The 25,119-nt window shown below is 32.6% G+C and carries 26 protein-coding genes and 1 riboswitch; all 26 genes read right to left on the bottom strand.

Going from position 1 to position 25,119, the window contains the following annotated elements; all coding sequences use genetic code 11:
- Positions 1–3 precede the first annotated feature (3 nt).
- The gene (locus tag FYJ33_RS06690) at positions 4–861 is read right to left on the bottom strand and encodes a MinD/ParA family protein (RefSeq protein ID WP_154530973.1); all 858 of its coding nucleotides are present in this window, start codon (positions 859–861) and stop codon (positions 4–6) included.
- A complete protein-coding gene (gene flhF / locus FYJ33_RS06685; protein WP_154530972.1) occupies positions 855–2,054 on the bottom strand; it encodes a flagellar biosynthesis protein FlhF in 1,200 nt (399 codons plus the stop codon). The genes FYJ33_RS06690 and flhF overlap by 7 nt, the downstream gene beginning before the upstream one ends.
- Positions 2,054–4,117 (bottom strand): flagellar biosynthesis protein FlhA, encoded by a 2,064-nt coding sequence (flhA, locus tag FYJ33_RS06680; RefSeq protein WP_328598661.1) that lies wholly within the window; start codon positions 4,115–4,117, stop codon positions 2,054–2,056. Before flhA ends, flhF begins: the two co-directional genes overlap by 1 nt.
- 15 nt (positions 4,118–4,132) lie before the next feature.
- Positions 4,133–5,977, bottom strand: coding sequence for a fused FliR family export protein/FlhB family type III secretion system protein (locus tag FYJ33_RS06675; RefSeq protein WP_154530971.1), 1,845 nt, complete (start codon positions 5,975–5,977; stop codon positions 4,133–4,135).
- Between the two features lie 11 nt (positions 5,978–5,988).
- On the bottom strand, positions 5,989–6,258 hold the full coding sequence (fliQ, locus tag FYJ33_RS06670) for a flagellar biosynthesis protein FliQ (RefSeq protein ID WP_154530970.1): 270 nt from the start codon (positions 6,256–6,258) through the stop codon (positions 5,989–5,991).
- Positions 6,259–6,268: 10 nt separating this feature from the next.
- A complete protein-coding gene (gene fliP / locus FYJ33_RS06665; protein ID WP_154530969.1) occupies positions 6,269–7,072 on the bottom strand; it encodes a flagellar type III secretion system pore protein FliP in 804 nt (267 codons plus the stop codon).
- Positions 7,073–7,085: 13 nt separating this feature from the next.
- Positions 7,086–7,436 (bottom strand): flagellar biosynthetic protein FliO, encoded by a 351-nt coding sequence (locus FYJ33_RS06660; RefSeq protein WP_154530968.1) that lies wholly within the window; start codon positions 7,434–7,436, stop codon positions 7,086–7,088.
- 10 nt (positions 7,437–7,446) lie between these two features.
- Positions 7,447–7,941, bottom strand: a complete 495-nt coding sequence (locus FYJ33_RS06655; protein ID WP_206046632.1) for a flagellar basal body-associated FliL family protein — start codon at positions 7,939–7,941, stop codon at positions 7,447–7,449.
- A gap of 4 nt (positions 7,942–7,945) precedes the next feature.
- The gene (locus FYJ33_RS06650) at positions 7,946–8,677 is read right to left on the bottom strand and encodes an OmpA family protein (RefSeq protein WP_154530966.1); all 732 of its coding nucleotides are present in this window, start codon (positions 8,675–8,677) and stop codon (positions 7,946–7,948) included.
- Positions 8,670–9,482 carry a motility protein A gene (locus FYJ33_RS06645; RefSeq protein ID WP_154530965.1) on the bottom strand — a complete coding sequence of 271 codons (813 nt, stop codon included), beginning with the start codon at positions 9,480–9,482 and terminating at the stop codon, positions 8,670–8,672. Before FYJ33_RS06645 ends, FYJ33_RS06650 begins: the two co-directional genes overlap by 8 nt.
- 12 nt (positions 9,483–9,494) lie before the next feature.
- Complete coding sequence (locus tag FYJ33_RS06640; protein WP_154530964.1) at positions 9,495–9,686, bottom strand: flagellar FlbD family protein; 192 nt, start codon at positions 9,684–9,686, stop codon at positions 9,495–9,497.
- A 202-nt stretch (positions 9,687–9,888) separates the two neighbouring features.
- Positions 9,889–12,615 (bottom strand): flagellar hook-basal body complex protein, encoded by a 2,727-nt coding sequence (locus FYJ33_RS06635; RefSeq protein WP_154530963.1) that lies wholly within the window; start codon positions 12,613–12,615, stop codon positions 9,889–9,891.
- Between the two features lie 91 nt (positions 12,616–12,706).
- The gene (locus FYJ33_RS06630) at positions 12,707–13,096 is read right to left on the bottom strand and encodes a TIGR02530 family flagellar biosynthesis protein (RefSeq protein WP_154530962.1); all 390 of its coding nucleotides are present in this window, start codon (positions 13,094–13,096) and stop codon (positions 12,707–12,709) included.
- Positions 13,097–13,104: 8 nt separating this feature from the next.
- Positions 13,105–13,827 carry a flagellar hook assembly protein FlgD gene (locus tag FYJ33_RS06625; RefSeq protein WP_154530961.1) on the bottom strand — a complete coding sequence of 241 codons (723 nt, stop codon included), beginning with the start codon at positions 13,825–13,827 and terminating at the stop codon, positions 13,105–13,107.
- A gap of 15 nt (positions 13,828–13,842) precedes the next feature.
- On the bottom strand, positions 13,843–15,450 hold the full coding sequence (locus FYJ33_RS06620; protein ID WP_154530960.1) for a flagellar hook-length control protein FliK: 1,608 nt from the start codon (positions 15,448–15,450) through the stop codon (positions 13,843–13,845).
- Between the two features lie 28 nt (positions 15,451–15,478).
- The gene (fliJ, locus tag FYJ33_RS06615; RefSeq protein ID WP_154530959.1) at positions 15,479–15,910 is read right to left on the bottom strand and encodes a flagellar export protein FliJ; all 432 of its coding nucleotides are present in this window, start codon (positions 15,908–15,910) and stop codon (positions 15,479–15,481) included.
- 6 nt (positions 15,911–15,916) lie between these two features.
- Entirely contained in the window at positions 15,917–17,224 is a 1,308-nt protein-coding gene (fliI, locus tag FYJ33_RS06610; protein WP_154530958.1) for a flagellar protein export ATPase FliI, read from the bottom strand.
- A 10-nt stretch (positions 17,225–17,234) separates the two neighbouring features.
- The gene (locus FYJ33_RS06605) at positions 17,235–17,993 is read right to left on the bottom strand and encodes a FliH/SctL family protein (RefSeq protein ID WP_154530957.1); all 759 of its coding nucleotides are present in this window, start codon (positions 17,991–17,993) and stop codon (positions 17,235–17,237) included.
- Complete coding sequence (fliG, locus tag FYJ33_RS06600) at positions 17,977–18,993, bottom strand: flagellar motor switch protein FliG (protein WP_154530956.1); 1,017 nt, start codon at positions 18,991–18,993, stop codon at positions 17,977–17,979. Before fliG ends, FYJ33_RS06605 begins: the two co-directional genes overlap by 17 nt.
- A gap of 9 nt (positions 18,994–19,002) precedes the next feature.
- The gene (fliF, locus tag FYJ33_RS06595) at positions 19,003–20,598 is read right to left on the bottom strand and encodes a flagellar basal-body MS-ring/collar protein FliF (RefSeq protein ID WP_154530955.1); all 1,596 of its coding nucleotides are present in this window, start codon (positions 20,596–20,598) and stop codon (positions 19,003–19,005) included.
- Positions 20,599–20,614: 16 nt separating this feature from the next.
- Positions 20,615–20,920 (bottom strand): flagellar hook-basal body complex protein FliE, encoded by a 306-nt coding sequence (gene fliE, locus FYJ33_RS06590; protein ID WP_154530954.1) that lies wholly within the window; start codon positions 20,918–20,920, stop codon positions 20,615–20,617.
- Between the two features lie 13 nt (positions 20,921–20,933).
- Positions 20,934–21,302, bottom strand: coding sequence for a flagellar basal body rod protein FlgC (flgC, locus tag FYJ33_RS06585; protein WP_154531049.1), 369 nt, complete (start codon positions 21,300–21,302; stop codon positions 20,934–20,936).
- A gap of 23 nt (positions 21,303–21,325) precedes the next feature.
- A complete protein-coding gene (flgB, locus tag FYJ33_RS06580; RefSeq protein ID WP_154530953.1) occupies positions 21,326–21,724 on the bottom strand; it encodes a flagellar basal body rod protein FlgB in 399 nt (132 codons plus the stop codon).
- Between the two features lie 474 nt (positions 21,725–22,198).
- Positions 22,199–22,282: riboswitch (cyclic di-GMP riboswitch) on the bottom strand.
- Between the two features lie 42 nt (positions 22,283–22,324).
- Positions 22,325–23,188 carry a flagellin gene (locus tag FYJ33_RS06575; RefSeq protein WP_206046631.1) on the bottom strand — a complete coding sequence of 288 codons (864 nt, stop codon included), beginning with the start codon at positions 23,186–23,188 and terminating at the stop codon, positions 22,325–22,327.
- Positions 23,189–23,362: 174 nt separating this feature from the next.
- On the bottom strand, positions 23,363–24,604 hold the full coding sequence (fliB, locus tag FYJ33_RS06570) for a flagellin lysine-N-methylase (RefSeq protein ID WP_154530951.1): 1,242 nt from the start codon (positions 24,602–24,604) through the stop codon (positions 23,363–23,365).
- Positions 24,605–24,826: 222 nt separating this feature from the next.
- Positions 24,827–25,119: flagellin (locus FYJ33_RS06565; RefSeq protein ID WP_268891449.1), on the bottom strand; the 293-nt coding region annotated here is incomplete at its 5' end.

Here is a 25,119-nt window from a genome sequence, read left to right as displayed (position 1 = left end):
TCCTTAAGAAAAAATGTTAAATATCTTTTTGAATAAACCAGTAGCTCCACTGTGATTATTTTCACCTTTTATTCCTACCAAATTATCGGCTATATCTATAATACACTTGCTCGCACTGCAGTTTGGATACTTAATTGAGAAAGGGACCTGGCTTCTTACTGCCTGCACAAGTTTTTTATCCTCAAAAATCTGACCTAAATAATTTATCTCTAAATTTAAGAATCTTTGTACCACACCCTTAAATTTTGAAAACGTCTCAATACCTTCATCATTTTCTAAAGTCTTGTTAATAATAATACTAGCATTTTTCTTAATATTAAAATGATCCACAGCCTTTAGTAGACTGTATCCATCTGTAAGGGAAGTAGGCTCTGGAGTTGTGACTAAAATAAGTTCATCACAGCATGCAATAAATGCTAATACACTTCTATTAATCCCTGCTCCTGTATCCATCAGGATATAATCAAATTCATCTAGGCTTTCAAGTTTATCAAGAAATACTTTTCGCTCTTCTTCTTTTAAGTCTTCAATTTTATTAAGTCCTGATCCTCCTGAAAGAAGTTTTATTCCTTCAGGTCCATCACAGATAACATCCATTATGTCCATATCATTGGAAATTACGCTGAACATGTTGTACTTAGGGTATATACCCATAAGTACATCATCATTGCCCATACCGATATCTGCATCAAAGACAAGTACACTTTTACCCATCTTTCTAAGCTGTATGGCAATATTGACAACAATGTTACTCTTGCCCACACCGCCTTTGCCTGACGTTATTGTTATTATCTTAGCCTTCTTTTTATACTCTCCTTGATTTTCAGCTAACTGTCTTAATTTCTGTGCTTGATCTAACATATGTTATCCTCTCCCAATGATAAATCTATAATCTTTTCTTTTGAAAGTAATTTTATATCATCTGGTACATTCTGTCCTATAGTAAAGAATTTAACTGGCTTATTGCATTTAAATAATATATTTATGATTGAACCATAAACTGTAGTTTCATCTAGCTTAGTTATTATTACATTTCTGTAGTTTAAAGATTTAAAACCATTTATTATTGGTTCTATATCTCTGTTTTTTGTTGTAGAACTTATTACAAGACTTATATTGTCTGTTTTCACCTTATCAACAAATGCTCTTAATTCAGAAATCTGCATTGTATTCTTACTGCTTCTCCCTGTTGTATCAATAAGAATAACATCGCAGTCTTTAAACTCTTCCATAGCTTCATCCATATCTTTTAATGTTATTACTACTTTAAAAGGAATATTCATTATCTCTGCATATGTCTTCAACTGTTCAACTGCACCTATTCTATATGTATCAATAGTAATTAATCCTACCTTCTTCTTATCAATAAGTGCAAGTTTTCCAGCAAGCTTGGCTATTGTTGTAGTCTTTCCTACACCTGTAGGTCCAACAAGTATCATCTTGCCGTTGATTTCAACATTTTCTATATCTATCTTGTCACGAATTATACTTTTTAAGTTATCTATATAATTCTCATCATTATCATCAAACTTATTCTTGTATTCTGCTACCATCCACTGAATAACATCATTATCATAATCATTGTCTTCAAGAATTTTAGTTATCTGTTTTTCTGATTCTGATATTTCAATAATGTCTTCTTTATGAGCCATCTTTTCGATAATGTTTTTCATATCTTTCATTTCTTTTATAAGTTCAGATGTTTCTATATTGTCTTTTTTAAATGCTGAAGCTTCTTTCTTTTCTTCAATTACAGTTCTCTGTTTAGGCACTTCAATATTGCTTACTTCAGACTTTCTCTGAACAGGCTTATTCTTAAGTATTTCCTGAACTTTATTTTGAAGTGCATTATTCTTATTAACATTGAGGCTTTGTGGTTTTTCTGAATTTTCAACTGCAGCTGTTACTTCAATCATCTTTGAAGCAAATAATCCCTTGATTCCAGGCTTTCTTACTTTTCTCTGACTGATTATTATAGCATTACTGCCAAGCTCATATCTTATTCTTACCATGGCTTCATTCATATTATTAACAATATACCTTTTGATCAACATTATATACCTACAACTCCCTCATTTCTAATTTCTACATCATTAGGTATTTCATTCAATGAAACAACCATAATATGTGGGAATGCCATCTCTATCAATTTTCTAAATGCCGGTCTTATATTTGGTGATACTAATATAACTGGCTGATTATTATAGAAGAAAACTGACTCTGTAACACCTTTAATACTTTCAAATATCCTGCTTGTAGTTTCAGGATCTATTGCTGGGAATGATCCATGTACTGACTTCTGAAGATTTGAAGCTATTAATTCTTCTAGGTCTGTTGTAAGGGTTACTACAGTAACTGCCCTATCTTCATTTATAATTTGATTGCATATCGTTCTTGCAAGCGCATATCTTACATATTCAGTCAACACTTCAATATCCTTAGTATTTCTTGAATTATCAGCTAATGATTCAAATATTGTTACGATATCTTTTATTGGAACCTTTTCTCTTAAAAGATTCTGTAATACCTTTTGTATTTCACCTATAGACATTAAATCAGGAATAAGTTCTTCAACAACAGCACTGTATTTTTGCTTTGTATTATCAACAATATCCTTAACTTCCTGTCTGCCAAGTAATTCATATGAATGAGCTTTTATTGTTTCAGTAAGGTGAGTTACCATAACTGTTGTTGGGTCAACTACTGTTAATCCCTTAATTTCAGCATCTTCTCTCTGGTCCTTATTGATCCATACTGCTGCTAAACCAAATGTAGGTTCAACTGTCTTGATACCTGATATTTCAGCATTTTCTCCACTTGGATCCATACATAAAAGCATATTAGGCATAAGTTCAGATGATACTATCTGAGTACCTCTTATCTTAACTACATACTCATTATTCTTAAGCTGCAGGTTATCTCTTATTCTTATAGGCTGTACAACTATACCCATTTCAATAGCACACTGTCTTCTTACCGAAGAAATTCTCTGCAGTAAATCTCCACCAGCTGATTCATCTGCCAGCGGTATCAGACCGTATCCAATCTCGATTTCAATAGCTTCAACTGATATAAGATTAAGTACATTTTCAGGTTCCTTGCTTTCATTTTCAATGACAGCTTCTTCATGCTGGACCTGTTCCATTTCAATCTTTTCCTGTTCAGTCTTATATAATACATAAGACAATCCGCCAGCCCCCACAGCACATGCAATGAATGGGAACTTCGGCATACCAGGTATAACTGCTAAGAAAAATAATGCTGCTGAAGCAATTCCTAAAACCTTAGGGAATCCTGTAAGCTGTCTTGCAAGAGTACTTCCTAAGTTTTCTCCTTCACCATTTCTTGTAACTAGAATACCTGATGCTGTAGAGATTAATAATGAAGGTATCTGTCCCATAAGACCATCACCGACTGTAAGCTTTGTATATGTAGCCGCAGCAACTGAAGCTGTCATTCCAAGCTGCGTCATTCCAATAATAAGACCACCTATTATGTTTACAAATGTGATAAGAATACCAACTGTCGCATCACCTTTTACGAACTTAGACGCACCATCCATGGCTCCATAGAAATCTGCTTCCTGCTGAAGGTCTGCTCTTTTTCTTTTAGCAGTAGGTTCATCTATAAGTCCTGAGTTAAGATCGGCATCTATACTCATCTGCTTTCCTGGCATTGCATCCAGTGTAAATCTTGCTGATACTTCTGCTACTCTTCCTGAACCGTTTGTAACAACTATAAGCTGAACAATTACAAGAATTAAGAAAATAATTATACCGACTACGTAATTACCACCAATAACGAAGTCACCAAATGCCTGTATTATCTGACCAGCGCTTCCGTTTAAAAGTATCAGTCTTGTTGACGATACGTTAAGTGCCAGCCTAAATAAAGTTGTAATCAACAATAGAGTAGGAAATACTGACATCTGTAATACATTAGTTGTGAATACTGTCATCAAGAATATAACAACAGCCATAGTTAAATTTAAAGCCAATAGTATATCAAGCATAAGCGCAGGCATTGGAATAATCATCATTAATACTATAAATAATATACCAATTGCTATTATGATGTCCTGATTTGCTTTTATATTCAATCTGTTCTTATTAAACACTCTTTTTTCTCCTCTCTAATGTTTATTCTGCATCTTAAAAACAATAGCAAGCACTTCTGCTACTGCCTGATACATTTCCTGTGGAATTTCTTCATCTATTTCGACCTTATCATAAATAAGTCTTGCAAGAGGCTTATTTTCAATAATAGGTACTTCACTTTCCTGTGCTTTCTCCTTTATCTTAAGTGCTACAAAATCTGCACCTTTGGCAACAACCTTTGGTGACTCCATCTGTCCTTCAGTGTATTTAAGAGCTACTGCGTAATGAGTTGGGTTAGTTATTACTACTGTAGCATCTGGAACAGCCTGCATCATTCTTCTTGATGCAATTTCCCTCTGCTTCTGCTTTATCTTAGATTTTATCTGAGGATCACCTTCAGATTGTTTGTACTCTTCTTTAACTTCTTCTTTTGTCATCTTCATATCTTTTTTGTACTTAAATTTCTGATAAACAAAATCAAGTATAGCTATTACTACTATGACAAGCGTTATCTGCTTGAAGATATCTACAACAAGAGTCTGCATTTCCTTGCCTATATCAGGCATATAAACATTACCGAACTGCAAAATTGTATAATAGTTTTCCTTAATGAATAAGTAACCTACATAGCTGACTACACTTACTACGGCAAGGTTTTTAATAAGGTCTACTAGACTTCTCATAGAGAACATATTCTTTAAGCCGTTTATGGGATTCAGTTTTGAAAATGAAGGTTTAAGTCCTTCTTTCGTAAACATGAATCCTGTCTGAATTATGCTGGCTATTATTCCTGAAACCATGATTATCAGTGCCATTGGTAAAAATGCTTTTGCCATCTGGAGCATTGCAGTCATAATTTCATGTGAAATAAATAATTCACTAAAATCTGTCTTAAAATTCTTCGATAAATAATATACAAGAGTATCTCTTAATACCTTTGCAATAGAGCCGCCTAAAACAAGAATTACAACTGTACATGCAGCCAGTGTAATTGCAAGTCCTAAGTCTTTACTTCTGGCTACTTGTCCTTTTTTTCTTGCATCGCTTAATTTTTTAGGTGTTGCCTCTTCTGTCTTATCATCTGATGCAAATATAAAAAACAGAGGCATAACCATCGGCATCGCATTATATATTCCTTTAAATGCATCAGGAATATTATTAAATGCTGAAACTATAAAATTAATTATTACAGGAAGTCCGACTATTACACTTATAACTCCTACAAGTATTTTTATCGGCATACCTAAAATCATAACCTGTATCTGAGGAACAGTTCTTGAAATAAGACCAAGTACCACATCTGTCATCAGTATTATAAAAGTAATTGGCAGTGCTATCTTTATTCCAATAATAAAATACTGAGTAAAATCATTAAATACTGCGCTTATTGTCTCCTGATAAATTATGCTTTTGCCCATCTTTACGACAGAATAACTTTGAACAAGCTGACCAATAACAACATGATGTACATCAGTAACAAAAAATATTATTATTGCAATCCAGTTAATTAGTTTTGCAAACAAGGTATTTGTACTTTGTGTATTCGGATCATACATTGACAACATTGAAAGTCCAATATGTATATCCATTAACGATCCTGCTAAACTCATCACATAAAAAATTATTGATGTAACAAATCCTAAAGTAAGTCCTGTAACAACTTCATTTATGCAATACATTACAAGCATATATGTATTATTTATTAAACTTACTGAATTATAGTCTACAGTATTTATTAATATATACGATAATATCATTACAAAAAATATTTTAAATGTATTAGGTATTCCTTTTGCAAAGAATGATGGTATTACCATAAAAAAAGTCGACATCCTTAGAAATACAAGAAATATTGCTAAGAAATATAATGTATTTACCAACTTCTTTCCTCCTAATGAGTAAGATTAGCTATTATGTTGAAAATTCTTTCTGTAAAAGCCATTAAAGTATGAAGCATAAAACTTCCTAAAAATAAACCTACAGCAGCAATTGCAACTAGCTTTGGAACAAATGTTAAAGTTTGCTCCTGTATCTGTGTAGATGCCTGAAATATACTTATTATTAGTCCAACAAGAAGTCCAACTATTAAAAACGGACCTGATACCTTTAATGCTACTATCATAGCATCTTTTATTATTCCTATTATCATACTTTCTGACATTACTATCACCTCACATAAAACTTGCAACAAGTGTCTTTACCAGTAAATACCATCCATCAACCATTACAAATAATAATAGTTTAAATGGTAATGAAACCATTGCTGGAGGTAACATAAACATCCCCATTGACATAAGTACACTCGCCACAACCATATCTATAACAAGAAATGGTAAGTAAATCAAAAAACCTATCTCAAATGCTGTTTTCAATTCACTTATCGCAAAAGCTGGTACAACAACACTCATTGGTATATTATCTTTTGTTAACTTGCTCTGGTCATACTTTCCTGCTTCAAGAAATAGCTTAAGATCTTTTTCCCTTGTCTGCTTAAGCATAAAGGTTCTTAATGGCTTGCTACCTCTTTCTATAGCTTCTTCTTGTGATATCTTGCTTTCCATATAAGGCTGAAAAGCATTAGTATTAATTTCAGTATAAACAGGCTTCATTATGAATATTGTTAAAAATAACGCCAAACCTATAAGTATCTGATTTGGTATAGCCTGTTGTGCACCAATTGCACTTTTCAAAAACGAAAACGTTACTACTATTCTCGTAAATGATGTCATCATTATCAGAAAAGATGGTAGTAAAGTAAGAATAGTCATCAATATAAGTAGTTTTATATCTGAAACATAATCTTTTGCTGTGGCCTGTTTACCATCTACTGAAATATTTACATTGGGCAGCACTGACGTTGAGCTGCTACCTGTTGTTGGCGCTGCACTTGCCGTCTTGGTCATTACAGTAAAAACTACTCCTGCCGAAACAACAATCAGTAGTGTTAATATCAACACTCTCCATTTTTTCTTCATAAATATCTTTCCTTTATTTTTTTAGATGCAGCTTTTTCATTATTAGATTAGCTGCATCATTATATTTATTTAGCATTTCCTGTCTTGCATTTTCAATATCCTGCTCTATTGCACATATATCATCTTCAGAAAGCTCATCAATAATATCTGACTTTCCAGCAGCATATGAAATCACATATCCCTTATTTCTAATTTTTACGATAACAATATAACTATCCTTTGAAATCTGAGTTCTATCAAGCACCTTTATCTGCTTACCAGCTCCAAGAGTACCTTTTTGTTTATTTGCAAGCTTAGCAAGAATATAAATCATCAGAAGGATTACTATTAACGAAAACGTAAATTTCAATACTAAGTAAAACATTATCTTTCCTCTATTGAATAATTAAATCTTGGAAATATACATCAATTATCCTACCCTTAGTTATTTTCTTATTTAACTCAGTTATAAGAGCCTTTTTAGTAACATCAATATTATGTTCACCACTAGACTTAGACGCTGGTATGAAATCCTCAGAAGATTTAGATTGTAAGAATTCAAGCCCTACCCCTCTTATTGCTGGTTTCTGGCTTTCTAATTCTGTTACAAGATCTTTATTATCTCCATCATAACTGATGTTAACTGTAGTCTTTAAATACTTGTTTACTTTAGTATCTCCTTTAAGATTTAATAAATATTCTCCTAAATCAAAATATGCAATATTTTTTACTTCCTTTTCTACAGCAGTAGCTGGAGCCTTTTTCTGAGTTAATATATATACTCCACCACCTGCTCCTAAAGCAACTATTATTACAACTAAGATAATAATTATAAGATTTTTACTATTTCCACCACTAGATTTTTCTGCATTGTTTTCTTTCTTTGCCATATTATCACTCCTCATTACTTGTTAGTATAAGAATATTTACTCTTCTATTTTTAGCTCTGTTTTCAGGTGAATTATTAGGTACTAATGGCCTATACTCTCCACATCCCTCAGATGAGAATCTGTTAGGAGTAAGCCCCTTTGTTTCCACAAAATATCTAAGCACATTAGTCGCTCTAAATGAAGAAAGATACCAGTTATTTTCGAATTTATAAGTATTAATTGGAAGATTATCTGTATGCCCTTCTATAATGATTTTATTAGGCATAGTGCTTATTAAGGAAGATATCTGGTTCAAAATAGGTATTGAGTCTGGCAGAAGGTCTGCTTTGCCTGATTCAAATAGTATAGTATCTTTTAATAGAAGTGATACTCCTCTTGCATCTTTCTTAACATCAACATCATTTGCTAATGAATTTTCCTTTACAAACTTAGTTACTTTTTCATACATCTGATCTTTAGCATTTACTGTTTCAGCCTCAGTTGAATCCCCATCTTCTCCAACTATTGGCACTTTGCCGCTATAAAGATTATCTTCTAATATAGAATTAGCGTCATTACCAGAAAATACATTCTGCATCGCCCTACTTAAAGCTTTTAACTTTGAAGTATCAGTGCTGGCAGTTGTATAAAGAAGAATGAAGAATGTTAATAATAAAGTAACACAGTCTGAATATGTACCTAGCCACTCATCTCCACGAAGTTCATCGCCACTATCTTTTTTCTTTCTCCTAGGCATTCTGACTCACTCCTTCACCACTAGCATTTGAACTTTGTATTTCTAATCTCTCTTTTGGTGATAAATAAGTCATAAGTTTTTCTTCAACTATTCTAGGATTTACACCTGATTGAACAGCTAATATACCTTCCAGCATCATTTGTCTTATATTTGACTCTTTCTCACTCTTAATTGATAAGTTCTGTGCAAAAGGATTAAGCATGAAATTCGCCATAAGTGATCCATAAAATGTAGTAATAAGTGCTTTTGACATACCTGATGCTATTGTTGCTGCATCAGACATATCTGCTGAAAGCATCTGTATAAGCCCTATAAGTGTACCAATCATACCAAAACCAGGCGCATATGCGCCCCATGTCTTAAACATATTAGATGCAGCACTATGACGTGCTTCAGTTTCATCAATTTCAAGTTCTAATATTTCTCGTATTGTTTCAGGTTCTATACCATCAACAACCATTTGAAGTCCTTTTTTCAAAAAAGCATCATCTATTTGATTTATATCATCTTCCAATGATAAAAGTCCCTCTCTTCTTGCTTTTTTAGATATTTCACCAAACTTTAAAACTATATCTTTTCCTGAATCTGCAGATAAATTAAATGATTTTGATAATGCTTTTCCCATTACTTTAATATCATCAATACTATATGTAATAAGTAAAGCAGCAAAAGATCCACCTACTGTAATAAAGATTGATGGAATATCAAAAAAGATCTTAAGGCCTTGTCCTCCCATCATGGCATTCCCCATCAACCCAAGACCGACTACTATACCTATAAAAGTTAACGAATCTGTTTTTTTCATTGTATCCACCACCTATAACTTCATTGTATAAATTTTATTTTTATATTGAATTACTTTTCTAACTACTTCATCTGCTGTTTCAAGCACTAAATATTTTTTATTATTTACCAGAGTTATGACGGTTTCTGGTACCTCCTCTATCTTCTCAATATGTTCAGCATTTAGTACAAACTCTTTATTGTCAAGCCCTGTAACCTCAATCATATTACTCCTCCTATATCTGTACAATTAAATCTTCATAATTCTTTTGTTCTAACATCAGTTATTATTTATTATTAATATCTTAATGTTATATACAACCACAACCATATAATGGAGTTGAATAGCTCTATATAACATAGGACCGTCATGTACAATGATCAGATTTCAATGATCATTGCAATTATTGGTCCTAATATTAAATTAATTATCTCTTAAGGTTGATTATATCCTGTAGGATTTCATCACCTGTATTAATCATCTTACTACTTGCCTGGAATGATCTTGTTGTCGTAATCATTTCAGTGAACTGTTCAGCAAGATCAACATTTGAAACTTCAAGCATACTCTGTTCAATGTTACCAAAAGCACCAGAGTTATCGTCACCAGCAGTTCCTATACCAGCTTTAATTATAGCTGCACCTGAGTTAGCTGACTGACTGTATAAGTTGTTTCCATTTTTAGTAAGACCTTCTGCATTCTTAAAGCTTGCAAGAGCAATCTGTCCAACTGCTGCAGTTGCACCACCTTCAAGTTTACACTTGATAACTCCTGATTTTTCTATTGTAAAAGACTGAACTTTTAATGTTTCACCAGTTGCAGGATCTACTACTGAATCTGGAATCTTTAATGTCTTAAGGTTTCCATCATAAGCTCTTACATCAAGTGCCCCATTAACAAATGATATAGTTCCATTTTCGTTAATACTTTGAATTGGAGTACCGCCAGTAGTTGAAATACTTTCAACGTTATTCATCTGAGTTATGTTACCTGTTACTTCCTTAACTGTCTGGTCTATTCCTTTGTTTTGTAATGCAAGGTTTATTGCACTCTTAACACCATTAAGTGTAACTCTTCCTGCTGTAACAAAATCTCCGTTTATTGTTATTGTCTTACCTGTTGTATCAACATCTGCAGATGTCTGAGTTCCAGCACTTATATTACCTACTTTAATAGTATAGCCATTTAAAGCAGAACCTTCTGAAAATTTAAAACTCATACCCAAAACTGATCCTGCAGCCACTGGAGTTGCATTATCCTGTCCCCCCATTATAGCTGAAGAAGAAAGTCCTGATATTGGTTTCGCAGAACCTGATAAATTTATCTTATCAGCATCTGCTAATTCACCATTGCTTAAAAGATGAAGATCTAAATCATTAGCTTTCTCCTTAATTCTATCATTAATTTTCTGTTGAAGAACATCAATATCAACATCCTGATCCTTAAAGTTTCCTTTGATCATTATCTTGCTTACCTTTGCATTAGGTTTTGTACCTGTTGGTACTATTTCTGCGTCTATTGTCTTTGAGTCAATATCTACTATCTGTACTTCTACACCGTTATACATTGTACCCTTAGGGAATGATAAACCAATTCCACCAACTGATACTGTATCAGGAGCTGATAAGTTTACTCCGTCTGCTACCTTCACAGAACTGTTTGTAAGCTTTGGAGGAGTAACAGAACCATCCTTAGGAATAGTAATAGTATCTATCTTAACATGACTTGTGATGTCTTCTCCTAATTTATCATTGATTACCTGAGCTAATTTTCCTTCATCTATAGTAGCATCTTTAGCTTTTATCTGAATTGTCTTAGACTGCTTATTTACAGAAACTGTGAAATTATCGGCATCTGTTACAGTACTATCTACAGCAAATGATATTGAATATCCATTTAATACAGCTCCCTTTTCTCCACCAGCTACTTTACTAAATGTTACTTTAAAGTCATTAGCTCCAGTTGCCTCTTTTGGTTCAGCATAATTTGTTCCTGAAGTATTAGCTGTAGCTGATAGACCAGAAATTTTAGATACTATCCCAGTACATTTTACAGTCTGCTTTATACCTTCACTTCTTAATGCTGCATTTACTGCATCTTGTAAATTATCTGCAGTAGTAGCCCCTGCTTCAACAAAGTTACCATTGATAGTAATTGTTTTTTCGTTTTTATCAACTTTAGCAGTAGTTCTGCTATCATTAATCTTTCCTATTTGAATTGTATAATCATTAAGCTCACTTCCTTCAGAGAACTTAAATGGTACACCCATTATACTTATTGAATTAGGTGCTGTTGCATTTGATCCACCACTTATACTTTCAGTAGCAAGTCCTTCATATCTTGGAACGTCTCCTGAAACATCAACTCTCTGAGAAATTCCTGCTGCAGATAGTTGTTTGTTGATTGCAGCTGTTAGTTGTTCAGGCTTTAATGATGAATCACTAGAAAAATCTCCATGGATTATTATCTTCTTTTCTGCTTTATCTATTGTTGCATCAGTAGCAGTACCTTTACCAATATTTCCAAGCACCACTTTGTATCCATTAAGCTGAGAACCTGGTCCAAATCTGAAGTCCATACCAGCAGCACTTACAGTTGCTGAAGATGATCCTGTTGGTAACTGTGTATTATCATCATTAGTTAATGAGTATCCAAGCACTCTGTATCCATCTGATGTAAGGAGATTTCCATCTCTATCTAATATAAAACTACCGTCTCTAGTGTACATAATTTCTGAACCTGAGCTTGATAATGACTGATCTGATATTCCATGAGAACCAGCCTTATGACTTACTTCTAGTGTAGTATCTTTATGTATTTCTGGTCCTTTGCTTACCATAAGAAACTGATTACCACAACCATCATCAATAGCAACATCAAGTGATCTGTTTGTTGTCTGAAGATTTCCCTGTGTCATTATAGTATCTATACTTGAAAGCTGAACACCAAGTCCAACCTGAGAAGCATTTCTACCACCTTGTGATGATGTTGGTGCTGTAGCACCATTTATATTCTGAGATAACATATCTTTAAACTTAGCTGTTGAAGCCTTAAATGCTGTTGTTCCAACATTTGAAATATTATTACCTATAACATCTAGTTTAGTCTGATTGGCTTTCATTCCTGAAATACCTGAATACATTGATCTTAACATAATATATTGACCTCCATTTTTTAAATTGTTCTGTTTCTGTCATTCCACAGAACCTAGAGCTTCCTAAAATTAGGTCCGGCTCTTTTAGTTTTTACAGTATTACAACACTATCAATGTTTGTAAATACATTTTCTTTTGCCCTGTCTTTATCCACAGCTGTTATTATCGTATTGTTTTCTACACTGGCTACAATTGCCATATCTTTATAAAGCATTAATGTATTTTTTGACCCCTTCATTCTTGCTTTATTCAACCCACTTTGTATAGAATTAAAATCTTCCTTTGTAAACTCTACTCCGTTAAGTCTTTGTGCAGCATGATTTGATATAGTATAACCTGCATTCTGTTTTCCAATTTTCTTGTTTAATACATCACTGAAAGAACTTCCTGCATTTTGATTTTGATGAATTTTTTTTTGTGTAGTAGTAACTCCGTAGTTATTTACAGCATAAACTTGTCCATTAATTATCCTGTAACTCATAGTACTTACTAACTTTCTTCTTTACTTTCTGAAGTACTGCTATTTTTTCCATCAAAATCTCCAACTTTAGTTATCTTATCCATAGTAACTGATATTATCTCTTTAGTTGAATCAAGTTTAACTCTAGCCTTTATTACTCCATTTTCTTTGATTACTCCTAAAACATTTCCAGTAAGATAGTTATTGCTGCTATCTTTATCGCTAAGTTCAACATTCTTTCCGATAAATGAAGTTCCAAGTAAGAATGAAGTATTTCCATTTATACTTGTTATTCCTGATAATGAGTAGTCTGGGACTGTTACTACAGAAATAATATCTGAGATATCAAATGTCTTTTCTATATTTTCATTATTTTCATTTACTATCATGTGAATATTTGTAGTGGTACCTGATTTGCTTATTGACTGAATGATTCCAGTATAAGGTATTCCATTTGAATCTGTAGCCCTCACTGTACATCCCTTACCAACTAATGAGTAATGTGCCTGATCTGTCATTGTTGAGTTAAGATTGTGAAGTTGTTCCATTGTAGTAAACTGTGCAAGCTGAGTAACATACTGAGTTGAGTCTACATTCTGAGTTGGATCCTGATTACAAAGCTGTGCTGATAATATCTTTAAGAAAGCATTCTTATCCATATCTGATCCTGCTTTAACTATCTTTGTACCTCTATCAGTTCGAGACACATCGCTAGATTTTTGATTATTATAAATCTCTGCTAATGTTGACATATTATCTCCTTTCTTTTAAACAAATATATTTAATCTTGCTATTCCTGGCTTTTCATCTTCCTGAGTTTCATCATCATCTGAAGCATACATTCCATTATTATAATTATCATTTTCTCTGTTGCCATGCTTATTATTCTGTTTTGACAACTCTCCACTGAAATCACCATTTTCCCTGAAGAAAGTAGTATCTTCGTTATATAATGATATATTAACTTCAGTTACCTTAATATTTTCAGTATTTAAGACATTTTTTATTTCCTGGGAATTAATCAGATTATAAGTTTCTTTATTTGCAGTATGAATATTTGCCTTTAGAGTATCTCCTTCAGCAACCATTCTTATTGTTATTTCGCCTAAAGTTCCTGGATTAACTTTAACAGTTAATTCTTTGATGCTGTTGTTCTGCATAAACTTAACTGACTTTATTATATCTTCGTTAATTGTTGCTCTATTTATTGATGGCGCTTCCTGTACTTTTACTAAGTGTGAAACCTGTTTGAAATCTCCAGTAACTCTATTAGCAATTGCTGATAACTTATCATCTGTCTTATTATCTAAAAGCTTGTTTAATATCTCGCTGTCATTACTATTATCCTGATAATCAGCTGATGAATTATTATCTGATGCAGCTTCATGTTTTGCACTAATTTGCTGCCTAGATTCTACTACAGCTTCTTTTACTTTATCAAGCTGCCTAGATTCTACTACAGCTTCTTTTACTTTATCAAGATGAGCAGACATCTCTAAATGATTGTCAGCCTTCTGAGATAGCTTTTCTTTAATAGCTTCGAGAATTCCAACTTTATCTGCAATTCTACTTAAAATCTGTTCAATCTTTTCTTTTGTTTCAGCTTGTGAAGAAGCTTTAATTTCATTTAGTAGATTCTTAAAATCATTTAAGATATTTTCATCTATAACAGCCTTACTGTTGTTATCAGACAATGTATTATTAAGACTTTCAGATACTGCCTTAATTAATATATCAATAATACCAGTTTTATCATTTGACTGTATAAGGCTTGCAATATCTTTATTATCTACCATTAATAGCTTTAACGATTCATGATTTTCCTTACTATCAGAACCATTCTTTATTAGACTCATTATAAGGTTCTTTAAAGAATTTTTCTGCTCTCCTGAAATCAAACATAATAATTGATTATTATCTGTTTCTGAATCAGTAGTTTCAATATTTAAAGTCTGCTTGATATCGCTTGTATTTAATAGACTTGAAAGCAGTGATATTATTTCTTTTACTGCATCATCGACTACTTTTTTATCCTTATCAGACATTTTTTCGTTCTTAACAGCAGTTTTGTCAATCTTCATGCTTTTACTACCATCTTCTTTAGAGACACTTCCCTTTGAATCTGTAGTCATCTTCTTTACATCATCTGTACTTTCCTTATCAACAGTCTTAGTATTATTTTTCACATATGATTTGCTGTCTCTTTTTAGATCTTTAGTATTTGCAGCTTTTGTGTTATTCTGCATAGAAGTATTTTGTAAAACGTTGCTGAAGCTTTTTGATAAAGAATCTGATTTTGAATCGTTCTTTACAGATGATTTTACTGAAGAATCTTTTATAGATACATCTGAAGTATTTATACTGTTCATGTTCATATTATTCACCTCCTTTCAATAATCCATTTTATTCTTTCTTAAAGTATGAATAAAGTGCAAGCTCATCTAGGACTACCTGCTCTTTTCTGTTTTCTTCCTTAATAAACTGATCATATCTTTTATTCTTGATAATTTCGACTGTCTTCTTTTCTTTCTGTTTTTCAAGAAGATCTCTTCTTCTTCTTTCAAGGTCATTTTTTTTAACTAAAAGTTCTTTTTCCTTCTGTTTAATGACTCCTGCTAATGAATTAATATAATTTCTTTTAATCTTCTGAAAAGCAGCACTTTCATTTTTTCTTATAATCTTGTACTCATCATATTTTTCATTAAGATTTCTCAATTCACTTTCTGCATTGATGACAGCCTCCTGACTGTCTTTAAAAAGCCTTACGCTTTCTTTTTCTTTATCTTCCCTTATTTCAAGGACTTTCTGCAAATCAAATTTAAATCTATTAGCCATAATTTATCACCTAAACATGCTAGTCAAAGTTTCAATGGTCTTTTCGTATGGTGCCTTTTCGTCAATTTTCTGCTTTAAGAAGTTATTAAGAGAATCATTGAAGTTAATTGCTTTATCTATTTTCTTATTACTTCCTTTTGCATAAGCACCGATATTAATAAGATCTTCTGACTCTTTATATGTTGCTAAAAGATCTCTTGCTTCTGATGCTGCATTCTTATGTTCCTCTGGTGCTATGCTTGGCATAAGTCTTGATACTGAGTTTAAAACATCAATTGCAGGATAGTGATTCTTATGAGCCAACGCTCTTGAAAGGACTATATGTCCATCAAGTATACCTCTTACCGCATCTGCAATTGGTTCATTAAAATCATCACCATCAACAAGTACTGTATAAAATGCTGTTATAGAACCTTTTTCAGATGTTCCTGATCTCTCCAAAAGTCTTGGTAGCTTTGCAAAAACTGAAGGAGTGTATCCCTTTGTTGCAGGAGGTTCTCCTATTGCAAGTCCAATTTCTCTCTGAGCCATTGCAAATCTTGTAACTGAGTCCATCATAAGAATTACTTTCTTGCCCTGGTCTCTGAAGTACTCTGCTATAGCAGTTGCAGTAAGTGCTCCCTTGAGCCTAATAAGTGCAGGCTTATCAGATGTTGCGCAAACAACTACTGACCTTTTCATCCCTTCAGGTCCAAGATCTTTTTCTATGAAGTCAAGTACTTCTCTTCCTCTTTCTCCAATCAGCGAAATTACATTAACATCAGCTTTTGCTTCTCTGGCAATCATACCTAAAGTTGTACTCTTACCAACACCACTACCAGCAAATATACCAAGTCTCTGCCCTTCACCACATGTTAAGAATGCATCTATTGCTCTTAAGCCTGTAGGCATGATTTCCTTAATTCTCTTTCTCTTCATAGGATCAGGTGGATCATTGTCAAGATTATAATCTTCGCCAAACTGAATTTTACTTCCATCTAGAGGATTGCCAAGACCATCAATGATTTTACCAAGAAGTTCATCGCTGCATCTTACGCTAAGTGGCTTGTTTTCAGGAACAACTCTGCATCCTGGAGATATACCTACAAGTTCACCAAGTGGCATAAGAAGTACAGCGTTATCTCTAAATCCTACAACCTCACATTTTATTGAATTATTCATTTCATTATATATAGTACACAATTCACCTACAAAAGATTTGATACCTTCTGCTTCAATTGTCAACCCTATAACTTTTGTAACTTTTCCTTCAGTAAAAACTGTATTAGTTTCACTGATCTTCTTTTCCAATTTTGAATAATCAATATTTATCATAATACCACCACTACAATATTGCTTCTTTAATCTTGTCTAATCCTGTCTGTATACCAACTTCTGTTCTGCCGTTATCTCTTTCGATTACAGCATTGCCTGGAGAAATAGTTTCATCACCAATTACAAAAATATTTCCTTCAATAGCATATATAACTTTCCACTTATCAACTTTAGCTTTTAATTCATCAACATGAACTTCATTGCATCTGATAATAAATGTTTTAGTATTTTCTGCACCTTCTATAGCCTTCCTTACCATGTCACTAATTCCATCTGGAACTTCAAGCTTAGTTTTAAGCACTGCTTCTGCTATTTTTATTGATAAATGAATTATTTCCTGTGTTTTTTCTTTTAAATATTCCTCATAATCATTATTAGCATTATTAAGTATGTTCATTGCTTGACTGACTATGTCAGCTGCCTGTGCTTTGGCCGCCTCAATATTCTTATCATATGCTTCTTTATATCCATCTTCATAGCCATTCTGTTTACCTTGTGAATAGCCCTTTTCATAAGCATCTTTTTCTATCTGGACTGCATTTATATTAGCTGCATTTATAATACTGTCTCTTTGTACTTTAGCATCATTGACTATATCCTCACCCATCTGTCTATATCTAGCTATTACTTCAGGAGTACTTTCCATATCCTGTTGTAATACCTCATCTGCATCTTCAAAGTCAATCTTTCTATTATATTGTGTCATAATGGTTTTTTCTTCACCTTGAAGAACACTGTTACTTTTTATAACACTATACGATGATTGCATCTTCTCCACCTCTTGAAATTATGATTTCACCAGCATCGTCTAATCTTCTGATTATACCTACAATCATCTGCTGAGCCTTTTCTACATCCATCATTCTTACTGGTCCAAGGAATTCCATATCTTCTTTTAATGAAGCTGCAGCTCTCTTAGATTGATTTCTAAATACGCAATTTGCAACTTCTTCTGAACATCCCTTAAGAGCAAGTGATAAGTCTTTAGTTTCCACTTCTCTAAGAATTCTCTGAATAGATACATCATCAAGAAGAATGATATCTTCAAATACGAACATTGAACTCTTAACTTTATCTGCAAGTTCAGCATCTTCTCTTTCAAGACCTTCAGTAATGTTCTTTTCAGTAGTTCTATCAACTTGGTTGAGTATTCCAACAAGCGTTTCAACTCCCCCAATTTCAGTAGTTTCTGTTCTGACAACGCTTGAAAGTTTTTCTTCAAGTACTTTCTCTATTTCCTTAATTACCATTGGTGATGTATTGCTCATTGTTGCAAGTCTATATGCCACATCACTTTGCAGGTCTTCTGGAAATTCAGCTATTACCTGTGCAGCCTTATCTGGCTGTAAATAGCATAATATAAGTGCTATAGTCTGAGGGTGCTCATTAGATATTACATTTAATAATTGATGCGCATCTGCCTTTCTTGCTATAGAAAAAGGTCTATACTGCTGAGTAGCTTCTGTTACTTTTTCAAGTATCTCATCAGCCTTCTGCTTGCCTAATGCTTTTCCTAAAAGTACCTTTGCATAATCAAGTCCACCTTCCTTGATGTAATCCCTTGCCTGGTTTATAACAAGGAATTCATCAAGAATAGATTTTCTTTCTTCTGAACTTACTGATGAAATATTAGCTATTTCATAAGTAATCTTCTGTATTTCATTTTCAGGAAGTTTCTTTAATATAGGAGCAGATGCTTCTGGCCCTAGAGTAATAAATAATAAAGCTGCCTTCTGCACTCCAGTTAATTTTTTATTATCCTTAGGCATAGTTATTTATCACCTCTCACTTTCATTTAACCAAGACTTAATTACATCGACAACCTGATCTGGTTTCTCTTTGGCATACTTTTTAATTTCTTCTTCAACATGACTTTCTTCTGTGTCATTATCAAAATCAATTGATTTGAACTTAGCTTTTTCCTTTTCCAAATCATCACCTATTACTGTATCTATAGTACTTTCCATTTCCTCTTCGTATTCATCTTCTTCGTTTTTATTTTTCTTAACAAGGAATATTACTGTTCCTATAATTAAGATTAATAAAACCGCTCCTACTATTCCAAGGATTGTGTAAAGTCTAGTCTTCTTAGCCTTCTCTTCGTCTGCATTCATCTGTTCAACCTGCTTTTTAAGTTCTTCCTTCGCAGACTGATCAAATGCCATACCAGCAACGCTTATCTGATCTCCTCTTTCCTGCTTATATCCAATTGCAGAAGATACTAAATCCTGTATTGCCTGTGTTGTTGTCTGATCAAGTGTTCCATCAACAACTACTGATGCTGTCACTCTCTTGACTTCACCTGGTGCACTTATTGTCTTAATTTCTGTCTTTCCTACTTCATATTGCGTATCCTGTTCATCTCTTTGCGAATTTCCATTATTAGCATTCGTATCATTAATAGTATTGCTCATATTATTGTCTACTGGACTTTCTGTTGTAGATGTTGTTCCAGCATTATTCTTATCTCTTATTGTTTTCTGACTCTTAATTACTTTATTAGGATCAGGAGTCACTACAGTTTTCTGCGTAGAATCGAAATCAAGATCAACATTCACTTTTGCTTTTATCTTATCTTTTCCTAAAACAGGTTCTAATAGTTCATTAATGCTCTTTTCAAGTTTACTTTCGTAGTTTGTTTCAAGCACTCTCTGCTTATCAACCGATTCAGAATCTGCTACTTCTGCTGTTGATGTTCCATCGCTATTCTCAGTATATAATCCTTGTGATAACAGCTTCATCTTATCATCAACAACTTCAACATTAGATTTTGGAATATTCTTAGTTGCCCCTGACACTAAAGACATTATTGACTTAACTTGATTTTTAGTAAGTTCCTTACCATCCTTAAGTTTTATTGTTACTGCTGCTTTACCAGGAGTTTTATCTGTAACAAAGACAGAATCATTAGCTTCTGTAATATGTACTCTTGCTGTTTCAACTTCCGAAAAACTCTTTATTGACTTTTCAAGTTCACCTTCAAGCATTCTCTGCTTTTTAATTTTAAATTCTTCATCTGTCATACCAAATGAACTTTGTGAATCCATAAGCTCATATCCACTGCTTCCACCTGTAATTTCAGGAGCCAACTGAAGTCTCAATTCGCTTACAGACGATGTCGGAACAAGTATTTTATTTCCTTCAACTTTATAATCTATCTTGTCAGACTTTAATTTTGAAACTACAGTCTGTGCATCTTTGTCTTCAAGATTTGAAAATAACACACTATACTTATTCTTACTGCTACTGATAATAAGTGAAACTATTCCTATTATTAAAGCAGATATAGCTACTATTAAAACTATTTTCACTGGTTTTTTTAACGCTTTTACTTTATCCCAAATAGCTTTCATCTTTTCCTTAAGCTTGTCCATTAAAAAGCCCCCTTAATTATAACTGAATTTTAGATATTTCCTGGTAGGCTTCAACTAATTTGTTTCTAACCTGAACAGCTAATTGTAAAGACATCTTAGCTTCTTCTGTTGAAAGAATAACATCATTTATGCTGACATTTTCATCACCAGATATCATCTTATTAGTAAGTGTATTGGAATCAATTATTTTGTCATTTACATCATCAAGTTTTGATTTTAATGTCTGGCCAAAGCTATTGCTTTGAGCAACTTGCTCTGTATTCTTATTTGTATTTATTGCACTAAATATTTCAGAACTTGGTACAAATCTATTAACTATCATTTTTTATTCATTCCTACTTTCCTAATTCTAAAGTTTTACTAAACATGCTTTTCTGAGCATCTAATGTATCTACATTTGCCTCATATGACCTTGTAGCTGCAATCATATCTGCCATTTCATTAAGGACATTCACATTTGACACTGTAACATAACCATCTTCATCTGCATCAGGGTTAGTAGGGTCATATTGCTTTCTCAAATCAGTTTTATCCTCTTTAATCGCAACAGCCTTTACTCCATTAAGTTTTCCTGCCTCAGTAAGATTCTGCTGAAACGAAGCCACTTTTCTAACATATCCATTAGTACTTGCATTAGCTATGTTTGAAGTAATTGTATCCATTCTAAGTCTTTCAGCAGAAAGACCACTTGCACTTATTCTCATTCCACTAAATAAACCACTCACTTCTATCTACCTCCGTTAATAACCATCTGTGTCATTTTAATTTGATTATTAGCCTGTGTTATCAGCGCATTATACATCAATGTATTCGCTGCCTGATTTGTTTTTTCAACTTCAAGATCAACATTGTTTCCATCTGATCTCATGCTTGTTGAATTATCTTGAACCACTTTAGTTTGTCCATAATCAAGCTTTGATGCACCATCAACATAACCCTTATTCTCAATTTCGCTACTTACATCTTTTAATGTATCTTCAAAAGAAACACTAGATCTTTTAAAGTTTTTTGTATTTATATTTGCCATGTTATGAGCTATAACTTGTCCTCTTAAATTTGCTACATTAAGTCCTTTTTTTATCAAATTGTAAGTATAATCTTGTGAATTGATTCTATCTATACCCATATATACCTCCGTAACAGCTTTAATTTCTATATCTTTAATGATTTAGGCATAATTATAAAATTTTAATCATATTTCTATTATAATACATTTAGGAACTTTTTTGTATATTTTCGAACTTTTTTCATGCAAGTTTTTACAAAAACTGCAACGAAAACTATAATATAATAAAAAAACTGCCTCTTTTCGAGACAGTAAACAACCAAAATAACTCATTACACTTAATGCCATAATGTGTCAATATTATGCATTTATTAATAAAGTAAAACCAAAAACATTTTCGACACTGTCCAACATATTTCTTGTATTAAATATATCGCATTTTTCGACAGTAGTACATTATTATGTGTTTTTCCCACAGTTATCACATAATTTGCTAGAATATTCTCAATTATTAAAGTTTTATTAAATAAATGTAAAAAAGCTGCTCATACAGAGCAGCCACATTATCAAATAATGTCATTATAAAAAACATATTTGTGTAACTGGCTGACATGGTTTATCACTTTAGTCCCTATAGCTTTGCGCCATTAGATTTCTCTAACTTTGCCTATTCGATTTTTATAAATACATTATATCATGTTTTTTAATTTAAGTATATATTTATTTAACTCTCTCTAAAATTTTTAGTGCATCTTGCGGTAAGTTGTTGCTCTGTGTCATCATTGCTATCGAAGCATTTATAAGTATATCGTTTTTAGAGTAATTAAGCATTTCTTCAGCTAGATCAGCATCTCTTATAGAACTTTCTGCATTTTGTAATATTGCCGAAAATTCTTCATTATTCCCAGAAACACTTTCAAATCTCTGTTGCAGCGCACCATATTTACTTCTAATCTGCAACGCTTTAGTGAGAGCTCCATCAGCTATGTCTAGATTCTTCTGTAACTGTTCAGGACTCCCCATAACATCTATTTTATCTAAAGGTGTGCCATCTTTTCCTGTTAATGTACTAGTATTAACTTTATACATTGGAATCTTGATATTTTCGCCAACGTTTGCTCCAGACATCATATCATAATAAGATGGATTATCTATAGAATCACAATACTTATCATCAAGCAGTTTTACGCCATTAAATTCAGTATTCTTGGCAGTTGTATTAATATGAGCCTTCATAGCATCTATTTCTTCCTGTATTGACTGTTTATCTATATCAGTATTTGTACCATTAGCCGCCTGTACTGAAAGTTCTTTAATTCTCTTTATTGCAGTTGTAATAGAATCCATTGCCCCATCAACAGTCTGCATCATTGATGCTCCATCCTGTGTATTTCTTCTTGCCATTTCTAGTCCTCTGATCTGAACTCTTAAAAGTTCACTCTGACCAATCTTAGTAGCACCTTCCTTTGAAGAATTTATCTTCTGTCCCGAAGTAATTCTACCCAAAGCAACTGATCCATCTTTTAAATCCTTGCTATATTTTCTATATAAACTTAAAGATGCCAAGTTATGACTTAATCTCATTTTATCACTCCCAAAATTCAACATTCGCTCATGTATATTTTATCGGTATAAATTCTATATACTTTAACAATATCTTAATCAATTTATTTATGCAATTTCAATTTTTCTGCCACAAATAAATGGATTCAAACAATTCGAATCCATTTATTTAATAATCATTTATACTTGTGCTATTTAATTTTTTAACAAAACGCTCATATATGGCATAGTATTGTATTTATGTTCTAACATATTTCTTTCTATAGTATATTGATACTCTTTACTATGCTCTACTACTTTGGAAAATTTTTGAATAATGTCAGTAGCTATTTGAGGAGTAATACCATCATTATATAAAGCCACACCAGCTAACAGCATCTTAATCATACTATAGTTTATTACTATCATCATGTATGAATCAAATAGATTTCTAGTAGAACTGTACGGAAACACCATTGCAAATACATAATTCACCAAATAATTCTCTAATATATGAGAATTCATTTTCATAAAAGGTTTATATTGTTCTTCAATTGCCTTTTTATAATTATTAATTACCAGTTCAGCTTCTGCTCCTTCTACGCAGCCAATACCCCTCAAAAATTCCTCAAAATATTGCATATATTCTTCACTGCTTACTCCCATAAGGAGTTTTTTATCTACCATTTCTTTAAGAAATCTAAATTGAACCGTATAATTGACAGGCATATCATCAATAAGCTCCACCAAAATACCACTTTTTATGTATCCTTCATATTGATCAATGACTTTTAATACATCCGTATTTTTATCGCAATCAGTCATTTTCTGAATCTTATCACACAATAACCCCAAAATTATCAGCCTGTGCTCAATTGAATATTCTCTATTCTGTAAAACAGATATTGCAAAGATTCTCAAATCCCACATATACTTCACCAGCACATTCCCAGTTACTTCTCTTGTATTTATGTTTTTATTATTATACTCAATATCTATTTCCTCAGTATACTGATCAAATTGCATTTTTTCTTTATTAAGAAGCGCTAATTTAGCAGCTTCAGGGCAAGACATTGTTAACGACTTTTCAAAACACCCATCAACCAGATTAATAATTCTTGGGTACACTTTGCACACCACCGATAACCCATCTATCCCCAATCCACTTTGGATCATACACAATTTACTTTCATCTTGAAAAGGGCATTTTCCATTAATCATTTTAATTTTAGCAAACCTATCGTTACTCGTACGCATATTTCTATTTCTTGTAACATACTTATCAATTTTTAGAGACAATTCACCTCTTTTTAAATTCTTATATTTTTTATATGTAGCGCGGTCAATCTCAATACGCCACCCCTTGCAACAGCTATCTTCACACCTTTCCGCTATACATTGAAACTTTCTAACATATTGAGGAACCAAAATCTTCTTTTGCAATTTATTATTACTCATAAAACCTCACATCATTTAATTTTATTTATACATTAATCTATTACATTTATATCTAACATACTTTTCGATATTTTTTATGCATTCTTTATACTTTTCGATATTTTTTATGCATTCTTTATATTTACCAGTATTTTTTGAATATGATTTAATTTTGTTGGCAGCACACAAAAAAGAACTGCCATATAAGCAGGCAGTTCTTTAAAAACTTATTTAATTCTAAAATTATCTTAATAATTGAAGAACGTTTTGTGGCTGTTGGTTAGCTTGAGAAAGCATTGCCTGAGCAGCCTGGTTAAGGATGTTGTTCTTAGAGAAGTTCATCATTTCCTTAGCCATATCAACATCTCTAACTCTTGATTCAGCTGAAGTTAAGTTTTCAGATGAAGTATTTAAGTTGTTGATTGTATGTTCTAATCTGTTCTGAACAGCTCCTAGCTTAGCTCTTTCAGTAGATACTTTTTCAATTGCATTATTAACAGTTGTTATTGTACCTTCTGCAGCCTTTCTAGTTGAAA

This window comes from Inconstantimicrobium porci, assembly GCF_009696465.1.
GTDB lineage: Bacteria > Bacillota > Clostridia > Clostridiales > Clostridiaceae > Inconstantimicrobium > Inconstantimicrobium porci.
This window is presented reverse-complemented; position numbering and strand designations above follow the sequence as displayed.